This window comes from Delftia sp. WY8 (assembly GCF_018437695.1).
Taxonomy (GTDB): Bacteria; Pseudomonadota; Gammaproteobacteria; order Burkholderiales; family Burkholderiaceae_C; genus Comamonas; species Comamonas tsuruhatensis.
On sequence record NZ_CP049795.1, the window covers coordinates 6,071,260 to 6,083,700 of the forward strand.

10 protein-coding genes are annotated in these 12,441 nt (G+C 66.9%); 5 read left to right on the forward strand and 5 right to left on the reverse strand.

The features are described from left to right. Position 1: 1 nt before the first annotated feature. Genes G4D77_RS27790 through G4D77_RS27805 form a run of 4 tightly spaced genes read left to right on the forward strand, consistent with a single transcriptional unit; the run spans position 2 to position 3,405 of the window. Complete coding sequence (locus G4D77_RS27790) at positions 2–787, forward strand: ABC transporter ATP-binding protein (RefSeq protein ID WP_016450563.1); 786 nt, start codon at positions 2–4, stop codon at positions 785–787. Continuing rightward, positions 784–1,545, forward strand: coding sequence for an ABC transporter permease (locus G4D77_RS27795; protein WP_016450562.1), 762 nt, complete (start codon positions 784–786; stop codon positions 1,543–1,545). The genes G4D77_RS27790 and G4D77_RS27795 overlap by 4 nt, the downstream gene beginning before the upstream one ends. 38 nt (positions 1,546–1,583) lie before the next feature. After that, positions 1,584–2,606, forward strand: coding sequence for an ABC transporter substrate-binding protein (locus G4D77_RS27800; protein WP_154834032.1), 1,023 nt, complete (start codon positions 1,584–1,586; stop codon positions 2,604–2,606). Between the two features lies 1 nt (position 2,607). Further along, a complete protein-coding gene (locus tag G4D77_RS27805; protein ID WP_154834033.1) occupies positions 2,608–3,405 on the forward strand; it encodes an SDR family oxidoreductase in 798 nt (265 codons plus the stop codon). A 7-nt stretch (positions 3,406–3,412) separates the two neighbouring features. Here the strand turns inward: G4D77_RS27805 and G4D77_RS27810 are convergent, their stop codons facing one another. The 3 genes from G4D77_RS27810 to G4D77_RS27820 all read right to left on the reverse strand — a co-directional run bounded on the left by G4D77_RS27810 (position 3,413) and on the right by G4D77_RS27820 (position 7,070). Beyond that, positions 3,413–5,251: a methyl-accepting chemotaxis protein gene (locus G4D77_RS27810; protein WP_154834034.1), complete on the reverse strand. Its 1,839-nt coding sequence runs from the start codon at positions 5,249–5,251 to the stop codon at positions 3,413–3,415. Positions 5,252–5,344: 93 nt separating this feature from the next. Continuing rightward, a complete protein-coding gene (locus tag G4D77_RS27815; RefSeq protein ID WP_227740973.1) occupies positions 5,345–6,751 on the reverse strand; it encodes a helix-turn-helix domain-containing protein in 1,407 nt (468 codons plus the stop codon). After that, complete coding sequence (locus G4D77_RS27820) at positions 6,720–7,070, reverse strand: hypothetical protein (protein WP_128422723.1); 351 nt, start codon at positions 7,068–7,070, stop codon at positions 6,720–6,722. The genes G4D77_RS27815 and G4D77_RS27820 overlap by 32 nt, the downstream gene beginning before the upstream one ends. Positions 7,071–7,370: 300 nt before the next feature. Here G4D77_RS27820 and G4D77_RS27825 point away from each other — a divergent pair, with 300 nt between their 5' ends. Beyond that, the gene (locus G4D77_RS27825) at positions 7,371–10,229 is read left to right on the forward strand and encodes a midcut-by-XrtH protein (protein ID WP_154834035.1); all 2,859 of its coding nucleotides are present in this window, start codon (positions 7,371–7,373) and stop codon (positions 10,227–10,229) included. A gap of 54 nt (positions 10,230–10,283) precedes the next feature. Here G4D77_RS27825 and G4D77_RS27830 read toward each other — a convergent pair whose 3' ends face one another. Next, complete coding sequence (locus G4D77_RS27830; protein WP_213757812.1) at positions 10,284–11,552, reverse strand: ferritin-like domain-containing protein; 1,269 nt, start codon at positions 11,550–11,552, stop codon at positions 10,284–10,286. Positions 11,553–11,560: 8 nt separating this feature from the next. Next, positions 11,561–12,427: a phosphate/phosphite/phosphonate ABC transporter substrate-binding protein gene (locus G4D77_RS27835; protein ID WP_016450660.1), complete on the reverse strand. Its 867-nt coding sequence runs from the start codon at positions 12,425–12,427 to the stop codon at positions 11,561–11,563. Positions 12,428–12,441: the final 14 nt, after the last annotated feature.

A 12,441-nucleotide genomic window follows, 5' to 3' on the forward strand; every position in this document is an offset into this window, starting at 1 on the left:
CATGGCGAACCTGCAAGAGGGGACGGACGGGGCTGCAACCATGGCGTTTCTCGATGTCGAGCAAGTGGTCTTCACCTACCCGGGCCGCCCGCCCGTGGTGGACGGCGTGGACTGGCGCGTGCAGGCCGGTGAGGTCCACTGCCTGCTGGGCCGCAGCGGCTGCGGCAAGACCACCTTGCTGAAGCTGGCGGCGGGGCTGCTCAGGCCGCAGTCGGGCCGCATCCTGCTGCGCGGCGCCGAGCTGGCCGAGCCCGGCCCGCAGCTGGGCTTCATGTTCCAGGCGCCCACGCTGCTGGAGTGGCATACGGCGCTGGGCAATGTGCTGCTGCCCGTGTCGCTGCAAAGGCGGCCCGCGCCGCAGGACGAGCAACGCGCCCTGGCGCTGCTGCAGCAGCTGGGCCTGGCCAGCCATGCGCAGCGCCATCCGCGCCATCTCTCGGGCGGGCAGCAAAGCCGCGTGGCGCTGGCGCGGGCGCTGGTCCTCGATCCGCCGCTGCTGCTGCTGGACGAGCCCTTTGCCGCGCTGGACGCCATCACGCGCGCCGAGCTGCAGGACGACCTGCTGCGCACCTGCCGCGAGCGCGGCACCACGGTGCTCTTCGTCACCCACGACATCAACGAGGCCGTCTACCTGGGCGACCGCATCGCCCTCATGCACGGCGGGCGCATCGTGGCCGATATGGCGGTCGATCTGCCCGCGCCGCGCACCCAGGCCATGCGCCACGGGCCGGCGTTCAACGAACACTGCGCCCGCGTGCGCGCAGCCCTGGACAGGACGGCGGCATGACGGTGTCCTTGTTCCATGCCCGCCTGCTGGCCGCCGCGCTGGCGCTGGTCCTGCTGGGCCTGTGGGAGCTGCTGGTGCGGCAATGGGGCCTGTCCGCCCTGGTGCTGCCGGCGCCCTCGGCCATTGCGGCATCGCTGTGGACGGGGCTGGCCACGGGCTATTTCTGGCCGCACATCTGGGCGACGCTCCAGGCCCTGCTGCTGGGGCTGGCGGCCGGCAGCGCGATCGGCCTGCTGGCGGGCATGGCCCTGGCTGAATCCGAGCTGCTCGAGCGTGTGCTCAAGCCCTACGTGGTGGTCAGCCAGGTCGTGCCCAAGCTGGCGCTGGCGCCGCTGTTCGTGCTGTGGTTCGGCTTCGGCATGCTGCCCACGGTGCTGATCACGGCGCTGATCTGCTTTTTCCCGCTGATGGAAAACACCCTGACCGGCCTGCGCCAGGTCGATGCCCAGCGGCTGCAGCTGTTTCGCATGCTGGGCGCCACGCGGCTGCAGACGCTGCTGCGCCTGAAGCTGCCCACGGGCCTGCCCGCCATTCTTGCGGGCCTGCGCGTGGCCGTGGTGCTGGCCCTGGTCGGCGCCGTGGTGGCCGAATTCATGGGCGCCAGCCGGGGCCTGGGCGCCGTGGTCATTGCCGCCCAGGGAATGATGGACACCACCCTCATGTTCGCCGCCCTGGTGCTGATCGCCGCCATGGGCCTGCTGCTGTACCAGGCCTGCCTGGTGCTGGAGCGCCGGCTGCTGCGCTCGCGCGCCGCCTGACCATCCTGAACACTTCCGAAACCTTTTCCCCAAGCGCCATGCACACACCGCAATCCCCCTTCCTCACCCGCCGCAGCCTGCTGGGCGCCACCGCTGGCCTGGCAGGCTTGGCAGGCCTGACTCTGGCCGGCACCTCGGCAGCGGCCGCGCCCGCCCAGGGCAAGATCCGCCTGGCCGGCTGGAGCAAGCCCATCAGCGAGATCACCAACGTCCTGGCCGAGCCCGACAAGGGCTTCTTCAAGGCCCAGGGCGTGGAGCTGGCCTATCTGCCCGGCGCGGGCGGCGGCGACGCCATCCGCAACATGCTCAGCGGCCAGGCCGATGTGGCCTTCACCGATCCCGGCTCCTTCTTCATGGCGCTGGACAAGGGCGAGAAGCTGGTCGCCATCTACGACATCTACCCGCAGAACGTGTTCAACGTGGTCTCGCTCAAGTCGGCGGGCATCCGCAAGCCGGCGGACCTCAAGGGCAAGAAGATCGGCGTCTACAGCCTGTCCAGCGGCACGCGCCAGAACCTGCTGGTGATGCTGCACCAGGCCGGCCTCAAGGAGTCGGACGTGACCATCGTCGTCACCGGCCTGCTCAACTTCGCGCCGCTGATGCAGGGCCAGGTCGATGCCACGGCCGCCACCGACACCGGCCTTGCCGTGGGCCTGCGCAAAGGCATTGGCGAGGTCGATGTGATGCAGGTGCGCGACCACCTCAACATCTCCAGCGACATGTTCGTGGTGCGCGAGGACACGCTACGCGACAAGAAGGACCTGCTGCGCGCCTTCCTCAAGGGCTACCGCGACAGCGCCGCCTGGATGATGGCCAACCCCGAGGAAGCCGCCACGCTGGCCGGCAAGCACGCCATCGACGGCACGCAGCGCGACATCAACCTGGACGTGATCCGCCTGCGCAATGCGTCTTCGCAGCCGCTGCAGGCTGGCAAGCCGCTGGGCAGCTTCGACCTGGCCGCCCTGCAAAAGGGCGCCGACGCCTACCGCGCGCTGGGCATGGTGCAAAGGCAGATCAAGGTGTCCGACGTGGTGGACACCAGCCTGCTGCCCGGGGCCTGAGATGGCACAGCCGTCTTCCCTGGGACTGCAAGGCAAGGTGGTGCTGGTCACCGGCGCCGGCCGCGGCATAGGCGCAGCCATTGCCACCGCCTTCGCGCGCGAGGGCGCCCTCGTGGCGGTCAACCACCTGTCCAACGACGCTGCCGCCGCCCGCACCGTGGCGGCCTGCCAGGCTGCGGGCAAGCAGGCCGGAGGCGATGCCTGGGCCATCAAGGCCGATGTAGGCTCGCAGCCTGCCGTCCAGGCCATGGCCGAGGCCATCGCGCGCGAGGCCGGCGCCATCGACATCGTGGTCAACAACGCCTTCAGGCCCTATGCCTTCGATCCCGAGCGGCGCAGCCGTTTCGACGACCTGGACTGGAGCGACTACCAAGCCCAGTACGACGGTGCCGTGGGCGCGGCCTTCAATGTCTGCCGCGCCGTGCTGCCGCAGATGCGCCAGCGTGCGCGGGGCAGCATCGTCAACATCGCCAGCAACCTGGTGGAGCACCCCGTCGTGCCCTACCACGACTACACCACGGCCAAGGCCTCGCTGGTGGCCTTCAGCCGCAACCTGGCCAGCGAACTGGGGCCCGTGGGCATACGCGTCAACTGCGTCGCGCCGGGCCTGGTCTATCCCACGCAGGGCACCCAGGACACGCGCGAGTCCTTCCGCGAATCGCTGATGGCCGCCACGCCGCTGCGCCGCCTGGCAAGCCCCGAAGACGTGGCGGGGCCGGTGCTGTTCCTGGCCTCGGAACTGAGCGGCTTCATGACGGGACAGGTACTGTTCGTCGATGGCGGCCTGGTGATGCGCTGAGCCTGTTCTAGAACTGCTCCCACTCATCGGCCTCGGCCATCTCGGCCATTCCGGCCGCCGTGGCGCGGCGGGGTGTTGCCGCCTTGGCGGGCAGCGCCACAGGCGCGCTGGAGGCCGCAGCCGCTGCCGCGCGCAAGGGCTTGGCGGGGCGGGGCACGGCAGGGGCCAGCGCGGGAGACGGCCTGGCGGTCTGTGCACGCGCCGGCACGGCCGCTGCCACTGTCGTGGACTTGGACAGGGCGGCCTGGGGGCGGGTCGCGTTCTCATCCAGCCGGAACACGCTGACCAGTTGCACCAGTTGCGCGGCCTGCTTGTTCAGGCTGTCGGCAGCAGCGGCAGACTCTTCCACCAGGGAAGCGTTTTGCTGCGTCACCTGGTCGAGCTGCTGCACCGCGTCGCTGACCTGGGTCACGCCCTGGGACTGCTCCTGCGTGGCGGCACCGATGTCGGAGATCAGTTCGGCCACGCGGTGCGTCTGGGTGACGATGTCGTTCATGGTGCTGCCGGCCTCGGCCACCTGGCGGGAGCCGGCGGCGACCTTGCCCACGCTCTCGCTGATCAGGCCCTTGATCTCCTTGGCCGCATTGGCGCAGCGCTGGGCCAGCGAGCGCACCTCCGAGGCGACCACCGCAAAGCCCTTGCCCTGTTCCCCGGCACGCGCGGCCTCCACGGCGGCATTGAGCGCGAGGATGTTGGTCTGGAACGCAATGGCGTCGATCACGCCGATGATTTCCCCGATCTTGCGCGAGCTGTGCGTGATGTCCTCCATGGTGCTGACCACGCCATGCACCACCTCGCCGCCGTGCACGGCCGTGGCGCTGGCCGACTGGGCCAGGCCCGAGGCGCTGCGCACCGTGTCCACGTTCTGCTGAATGGTGGCGGTCATCTGCTCCATGGAGGCGGCCGTTTCCTCCAGGTTGGCGGCCTGCTCCTCCGTGCGAGCGCTCAGGTCGGCGTTGCCCGAGGCGATCTGGCTGGCGCCCGTGGCAATCGATTCGCTGCTGTGGCGCACCTGGCTGACGATGCCGGCCAGGCTGGCGCGCATGGCCTCCAGGCTGGCCAGCAGGCTGGTGGTATCGCCCCGGCGCAGCTGTACGTTCACCGCCAGGTTGCCCTTGGCCACTTCCTGCGTGACCTGGGCCGCGTAGGCCGGCTCGCCACCGAGCAGGCCCTTGATGCGGCGGGTGATGGCCCAGGCCACCAGCGCACCCAGCAACAGCGAGGCCAGGGCCAGCAACAGCGAGGCCAGGGCCAGCGACAGCATCTGCCGGCCGGCGGCCAGCGATTTGCCTTCGGTGGCCTGGGCCGTTTCCGTGGCACGCACCTGCTGGTGGGCCAGCATGTCGTTGATGGCGGCAAAGAACGCGTCCTGCTGCCTGCGGAACTCTCCGCTGCTGCCCAGCATGGCCGAGACAGTGGGCAGGTCATGCCGCATGGCCGCGGCCATGAACTGGTCCAGCAGCGGCAGGTAGGCGGTGCGCGCATTCCTCATGCGGTCGTACAGGGCGATGCCCTGCGGCGTGGTCAGGCCCTCGCGGAACTGCTCCATGAGCTGACCTATCTTCTGGCGCTGCGTGTCCAGCGTGGCCTTGGCCAGGGCCTTTTCCGCAGGGTCTTCGATCAGCGCCAGACTGCGCACGCCGCGGAAGATGAACTCCACCGAGCTCTTGACCTCCACCAGCCTGAGCAGGCTGGTGATGCGCGTGTCGGCCAGGTAGGAGACATCGTCCGAGGCCTGGATCAGCCGCGCTCGGCCCAGCAGCGCAATCGACAGCGCGATGAGGATGAGAACCGAGAAACCCAGACCCAGCATGGAGCCCGTTTTCATATTCTTCAGATATTTCATGCGTCTTCCTTTGCGTCCTACTTTGCATGTTGCTTCGGGTGATCGGTAGGGCCTGAATACACGCCCGTCATATGCATTACAGGATTTTTCAAATCACGTCAGCCGGTGGTGCCGAACCCAGGCCGATGGCGGTATCCCATAATGGCCGGAAAAATCCCTGGAAAATGTGGAGAGGGAGGAATATCCAAGCCGGGAGGAAATCTGTCCTATGCTTTGATCCGTGGTCAGCAAGGATTCCGCAGCCAGGTGGATACGGCTTTGTCTTATATATTCACCAATGCTGCATGATCGGCTATGGCGAAATGAAACTTCCAGCGTGCGGCGGCTGACGCGGCAATGGTCGGCAATAGACTGCACCAGCAGTTTCTTGTCCAGGTTGTCTTCTATGTATTGAAGGGCGCGTTTCACATAGGCAGGTTCCAGGTCATGCAACCGCGCCTCGTCCATGGCCGTGAATCGTGATTTCTCCAGATAAGGACTGATGGCCATGCTCTTGAGTCGCATGATGTTCAGCGCCTTCAGCGTGGACAGTGCGCCCGCGAAATCGCCCTGCGTTTCCTGTATGTGGTACTCATAGACCAGCGCATTGCGGTGCAGGCCCTCCAACTGGTAGGTCTGCGCCGTGGACTTGGCCAGTACGGCGGCCTGCAGCGCCTGTCCGTACTGGCGCTTGCTGCAATGCACCAGCGCACTGCTGAGCCAGGCCCAGCCTGCAATGGGCGGGTTCTTGGCCTGGTAGTGGATGCCGATGCGCTCAATGGCGCGGACCACGGCGGCAGCCTCGCGCCGGCCCGACTCCAGCCCCTTGAGCGACAGCCGCAGCAGCTCGCTGTACGGCCAGGCCAGGCCCGCTGGCAGCTGGCGGCCCACATTCCCCAGCAGGTCCTGCAAGGCAGCGCTGTCGGGCGCAGCGGCACCCAGCTGGACCAGGCCTGAATCGGGCGGTGGCCCGCACCACAGGTCCTGGTGGTTTTTATAAAGAAAGACCTTCCAGAGGATTTGCGCCCGGGCCCAGGTGATCAGGGCGGGCAGCCAGGGGCTGTCTCCGGGCGCCATTTGCGCAAAATCATGGTCCTTGCCTTCGATCAATTGCAGGGCGGTATCGAGCTCGCCCAGCCGGCCATGCGCCAGCGCCAGCACATAGGTGGCGCGCACCAGGGCCTCGGGCGGCAGCAGCGCGGGATTGGCCATGGCCGCCGTGACCAGTGAAATGGCATTGCGCTCCTCACCCAGCTGGCAATGGATGAAGGCCGCTGCGATGCGCGACGACACCGCGCGGTCAGGCATGCGGTGCAATTCGAAAATCGCCTGCGCTTCCTGAATATGCCTGAGTACCAATGATGGATATATCGGCGGCTCCGGCCATTTGCAGGCCTGCAGCAATTGCTCGGCCCGGCTGATTTTATTGTTTCCCTGATCAGTACGCTGGTGATGGTCGGATATTATTCTCCACAATCTGGATGCGCTCTCATCTGGGTGGCCGTGGATGTTGTGCGTCAAAAGATGGATTGAGTAAGAATTCTTGCATGAAAAAATCAATGATCCTGCTCGATTGATGCATTTTCATGATGAATGCATCTGTGGGGTGGCGCAGGCCTGTCCCATGGGAAACACTGATTGACTGGAGGAATCTTACAGGCTGAATAAACAATTGTTTACATTTGGAAAAGCTTTCTCTTGTCAGATTGCGCAGGCGTTTGTCTTTTTGCGAAACTTTCTCCGGCTCCATTGACTTAATTCGCTGATGCGGCTCGGTTTTTCTGATGGGAAAAATCACAAAGGCCCGCGAGAAAATCCCTGAGTTTTCTAGGGTTGTCACAAGTCGAGTGATATGCGGCCCGCATGTGGGCGGGGTGGATCTGGGCCGGTACCTGCCAGGCAAGGGCGGGCGGTCGGACGAGCTGGGCGCATTGGAGGGGTCGTGCGGCCTTCGAGCGGCCCTTGCCAGAGCCGGTGCCCGCTGGCCAATTACCTGCTTTCAGGGATATGCGCTGCGCAGGCCGTCGTCTAGAGTAAGAAATTGTCAGCAGCGCAGTCATTTGTGGCCTGCCTGAAGGCAGTGGCGGGGACCGCTCCCCGCCTGTTCGGATCTTCGGATCTTTTCTTCCAGGCCAGACCCATGCTGCAACTTTTCCAATTCCTTGCCCGTGGCACGGGGCTCGCACAGGCGTTGGGCGCCTTGGCCGTGGCCTGTGCCGTGCCGGCAGCCCAGGCCCAGAGCATCACTGCGGCACCGCTGGCAGCCGTGGCGCCGGCGGCGATTCCTGTGGACCACCCTGGCGCTCTTGCGCTGCTGGCGTTGGCCTTGGGGGCCTGCCTTGTGCGGGGTGTGCAAAAAGGGCGGATCTCCCTGGTCGGCCTGCGTGCCTGGGCCATGGGCGGTGCTGTTGTCATGACCGCAGCCACGGCGGTCTGGGGCGAGCGGGTGCAGGCCCAGATTCAGGAATTGCAGGAAGCCTTCAACCAGGCTGCGGGCGAGACGCTTGTCATTCCCGTGCAGGCGAGCGCCCTGGGCGCCGCTGGAGCGCCGCAGGGCTTCCTGCCCGTGGTCTACCGCAACCAGACATCGCTACGGCTGAAAATCACCGGCATCACGGACCCTGTGTGGAACACCTGCTTTCCGCTGGGCGTGCCGGGCACGATTCCCACGACGGCCGCGCGTCCCGGCAGCGCCTGCGCGGTCGGCGCCACGCTGGAGGCGGGCGGCTCCTGCTGGGTGGACGTGGCGCAGCTGTGCGCCAACGCGGCGGCCGCCGCGCACGGCAGCCACGCCAGCGTGCTTGCGCCCGACAGCGTGCAGGTGGACACGGCCGGGCAGCGCACGGGCAATTTGCTGTCCAACGATTCCGATGCCGATGGGGCGCTCGTGGTCGCCAGCTTCACCTATGAAGGCCAGACCGTGGCGGCCGGCAGCTCCCGGAACGTGGCGGGGCGCGGGACCTTCGCGCTGCAGGCAGACGGCAGCTTCACTTTCCAGGCGGATGCGAACTACAGCGGCGGCCATCCGCTGGCCATCGGCTACACCGTGCAGACCGGCGCGTCCAGCACGCTGAGTGTTTTCGTGAACCGGGTGCCCGTGGCCGGCAACGATACGGCCACCACCGATGCCGATACATCCGTCACCATCGCCGTGCGCGGGAACGACAGCGATGCGGATGGGGACAGCCTGACCGTTTCCGGCATCACCCAGGGCACCCACGGTTCCGTGGTCGTGGATGCCGTCACGGGCAATCCGGTCTATACGCCGAACGCCAACTTCACCGGCAGCGACAGCTTCACCTACACCATTGGCGACGGCAGGGGCGGCTTTGCCACGGCCAGCGTGTCGGTGACGGTTGCTGCTGCGCCCTCCGGCAATCAACCGCCAGTGTCTGTATCCGATGCGATAGTGGTGGCCGAGGGCGCTGTGGCCACGGTCCTTGCCAGCGGTGCAACCAGCGTGCTGGCCAACGACACGGACCCTGACGGCAATCCGCTCGTCGCGGTGCTGGTGACGGGTCCGGCGAACGGGTCCCTGACGCTGAGCGGCAATGGCACCTTCACCTATATCCACAACGGCAGCGAGACGGTTTCCGACAGCTTTGCCTACCGTGCCAGCGATGGGCTGGCCTTGGGAAACATCGTTACCGTTTCCATCACGGTCACTCCCGTGAACGATGCACCGGTTGCCGTGGCAGATCAATGGATGGTTGCCACGGACATCCCGCGGAGCATCGGCTTTGCCACGTTGCTGGCCAATGACACGGATGCCGACGGCGACAGCCTGACCATCACCTTGGCTCATTCGCCGATCAATGGCAGCCTTGCATCGCAGGCGGGCGGGGTGCTGTTCACGCCCGCTGCAGGCTACGAAGGACCGGCCAGCTTTCTCTACGACGTCAGCGATGGGCGCGGCGGTACCAGTATCGGCACGGTCAATCTGTCGGTTGGAGCGGCCAGCGCTTCTTCGGTCGTTGTTCTGAAGTCCCTGCTGGCCATCGCACACGGCACAGGCGGGACCAGCTTCAGGTTTCCGATAACCGCGAAGCTGGTGGATACGGATGGCTCGGAAACCCTGTCGATCAGGATCAGTGGACTGCCCACCAATCTGTCCTTCAATGCGGGCACGAACCTGGGTGGTGGTGTCTGGCAGTTCACCGAAGCCGACCTGCCCAATCTCATCCTGAATCTGCCTGGCAGCTACACCACGAACGCCACCAATCTCACGGTCCAGGTCACGGCGACGGAGGTGAGCGGCGGCTTCACGGCATCGACATCCACCGTGGTCACGCTCAAGGCCTCATATACGACCGTGGATATCACCACGACCGAGAGCGGCAACCATACGGGCAACTCGGCCAGCGAATACATCACCGGTGGCAACGGCGCCAACACCATCAACGCCGGCAGCGGAAACAACATCGTTTTCGGGGGCGCTGGCGACGACAACCTGTCGGCGGACTCGGGCTCCGATGTGCTGATCGGCGGCAGCGGCAACGACACCCTCAACGCGGGATCGGGCACGGACCTGCTGGCCGGTGGCCCCGGCAACGATCTGATGAGCGGCGGTGATGCGGGCGAGAACTTCGTGGATGTCTTTGCCTGGTCGCTGGGAGACCAGGGGGCGGCGGGAACACCGGCCTTGGACCGAATCCAGAACTTCGCCACGGCGGCCGCGGGAGCCAACGGCGCAGGCGGTGATGTACTGGACCTGCGCGACCTGCTGCAGGGTGAATCCGCAGGCCCCGGCAATGCCGCAGGCAACCTGGCCGACTACCTGCACTTCGAGATCACGGGAGGTGATACCTGGGTCCATGTCAGCCACACGGGCGGCTTCGGTGCGGACTCCCATGCGGCGGGTGCAAGCTATTCGGCATCGGCCGAGACCCAGCAGATCATCCTGGAAGGCGTGAATCTGCAGACGCTGTATTCGGGTGCCGCCACGGATCAGCAGATCATCACGCAGCTGCTGAACAACAGCAAATTGATCGTGGATTGACCGGCGCCGGTCCTATGGCCACCGGGCACCGCGCACCGGGTCCGTTTCTCGTGCCTACATGAAATTGCGCGTATGCAGCGAAGCCAGCCGCTCCGCATGCCCGCGCTCGAACCCCAGCCGCAGCAGCTTGGAAAAACGGCCGTCTGCCATGTCGCGCATGAGCTGCTGCACGCGGGCGGCGCCACGGGCCAGGGCCTCGGGAGTGAGGGTGCCGGCCGCGATGAGGATCAGGGCGTCGAAGACTTCCTCGTTCAGCCCCGAGGTGCCGGCCAGGTTGTCGAAGCGCTGCTCCACGGCCTGGGCCAGCTGGTGCTGGAAGCCGGGCTCGTGCTGCAGGCGGTACAGCAGGTGGGACATGCCCAGGGCCACATGGCGCGCCTCGTCGCGCGCGGCCAGGCGGCAGATCTGGCGTGTGAGGGGGTCGGGCGCCTCGGTCTGCAGGAACTGCAGCAGGTGCACGAAAGTGCCTTCGCCCAGCACCGACAGCAGGAAACCCGCCACGGAAAAATCCGTCTCGTCCAGCAGGCTCTTGAGCGAGGCCTGGCCACCCGCCGTGGACAGCGCGGGCTCGCGGCCGTGGCGGCGGATGCGGCGCGTGAAGACATCGATGTGCCGCGCCTCGTCGGCCACCTGGATGGCCAGCGCAGCCTGCAGTTCGCGGTAGTGCGGGTGCAGCTGGCCGAGGAAGCGCGCAGGCACCAGCAGGGCCGCATTCTCGTTCTCGACCATGTAGGTCATGAGCTGGACGATGGCGTCCTCCACCGGCGCGGGCAGCTCGGGTGCGTCGTTCCAGTCGATGTCGGTGTCGGCATTCCACTGCGCGGCCACGGCCTGGGCGTAGAGGTCGGAGGCGCTGCCGGTCCAGACCTGCAGCTTGTCGCTGAGCCGGAAATGGAAGGCCGGCGCGCCGGCTTCCACCTGCGCGCCACGCGCGGCCAGGCCCCAGAAAGGCTGGGCCTGCGCGGCCACGGCACCGTCGCCCGAGCGCGCATCGCTGCGGCCCGTCTGCGCCGCGCCGCGCCAGCGCCCGGCCTGGGCGCCGCCGCGCGCCACGATGGCCATGGCCTGTGCTGCATCCACGCCATCCTCCCAGCGCAGGCCATGGCCCTGGTCGCTGCACCAGCCCGACAGCTGGGCCTGCCAGCCCGGCGCGCTGCCGGTCACGCGCAGCTGCCCGCCCACGGGCAGGGCGGCCAGCGCGTGCTTGACCAGCAGATGGGCGCCGGCATCGAAGCCCAGGCCCTGCAGGTCGATGACAGGCAGGGTGGAGGCGGGCTGGGTGGAGGCGGGCAGGGCGCCGCTGTCGGAATCAGGCATGGCCATGGCGCGTATCAGTAACGGTAGTCCTGCACGGTGATGCGGCCTTCGGCGTCGTAGAAGGCCTCGTCCGTCACCGCGCGCTCCAGCAGGCCGTAGCCCGTGCCGCGGCCCGGGTGCCAGACCTTCAGGCCTTCCAGCTCCAGCAGCGGGCGCACTGCCGCGTCGTCCCAGGACATGGCCAGCAGGATGTCGCGGAAGGCGGCGGCACGCCCGGCATCGATGTGCGGGCCGGCCGTCATGTTGCAGTGGTCGAAGGCGCCCGAGGTGGCCAGCACGCGCGTGCCGCCGGCCGGCAGCGTGCCTTCGCGCGCAAAGGCCAGGTAGTTCTTGCCCACCATCCATGAAGCCTGTATCTCGCCGGCCACCATGGCGGCGGCGGCCAGGCGCTCGCCGCCGATGTGGTCGCCGTGCTTGCCGCCCAGCACGTCAAAGCGGCGCGCCGTGTAGTCGCGCCCGGCCACCAGCCCTTGCTGGCGCAGATGGTCCAGCGGGATCAGCGTGGCCTGGGGCGAATCCACGGCACCGAAGCCCACGGTCTTGCCGCGCAGGTCCTGCACGCTCTGGATGGGGCTGTCTGCGGGCACGACCAGCAGCGAATGCAGGTCCAGGTCGGTATCGCGCATGGCGATGGACTCCACGCGCAGGCCGCGCGCGCGGGCCATGCGGTCGGCGCGCACAAAGGCCAGCGGCGAGTTCCAGGCCAGGTGCACATCGCCTGCCATCAACGCCTCGGTCAGCGACTCGTAGTTGGAATAGAGAACGTAGTCGAAGTAGTAGCCGCGCTCGATGAAATACGCCTTGAAGCCTTCCCAGATGGTGATCACCTTGGGGGCGTAGGCCACGGCGCCGAGCTTGATCACGGGGGCGGTTGTCGTCATGCGGAAGTCCTTTG

What these genes read in the sequence shown, in the direction of transcription:
- G4D77_RS27805 (WP_154834033.1), top strand. Translation starts at nt 2,608, where the DNA reads ATGGCACAGCCGTCTTCCCTGGGACTGCAAGGCAAGGTGGTGCTGGTC.
- G4D77_RS27790 (WP_016450563.1), top strand. Translation starts at nt 2, where the DNA reads ATGGCGAACCTGCAAGAGGGGACGGACGGGGCTGCAACCATGGCGTTT.
- G4D77_RS27825 (WP_154834035.1), top strand. Translation starts at nt 7,371, where the DNA reads ATGCTGCAACTTTTCCAATTCCTTGCCCGTGGCACGGGGCTCGCACAG.
- G4D77_RS27830 (WP_213757812.1), bottom strand. Translation starts at nt 11,552, where the DNA reads ATGGCCATGCCTGATTCCGACAGCGGCGCCCTGCCCGCCTCCACCCAG.
- G4D77_RS27795 (WP_016450562.1), top strand. Translation starts at nt 784, where the DNA reads ATGACGGTGTCCTTGTTCCATGCCCGCCTGCTGGCCGCCGCGCTGGCG.
- G4D77_RS27835 (WP_016450660.1), bottom strand. Translation starts at nt 12,427, where the DNA reads ATGACGACAACCGCCCCCGTGATCAAGCTCGGCGCCGTGGCCTACGCC.
- G4D77_RS27800 (WP_154834032.1), top strand. Translation starts at nt 1,584, where the DNA reads ATGCACACACCGCAATCCCCCTTCCTCACCCGCCGCAGCCTGCTGGGC.
- G4D77_RS27810 (WP_154834034.1), bottom strand. Translation starts at nt 5,251, where the DNA reads ATGAAATATCTGAAGAATATGAAAACGGGCTCCATGCTGGGTCTGGGT.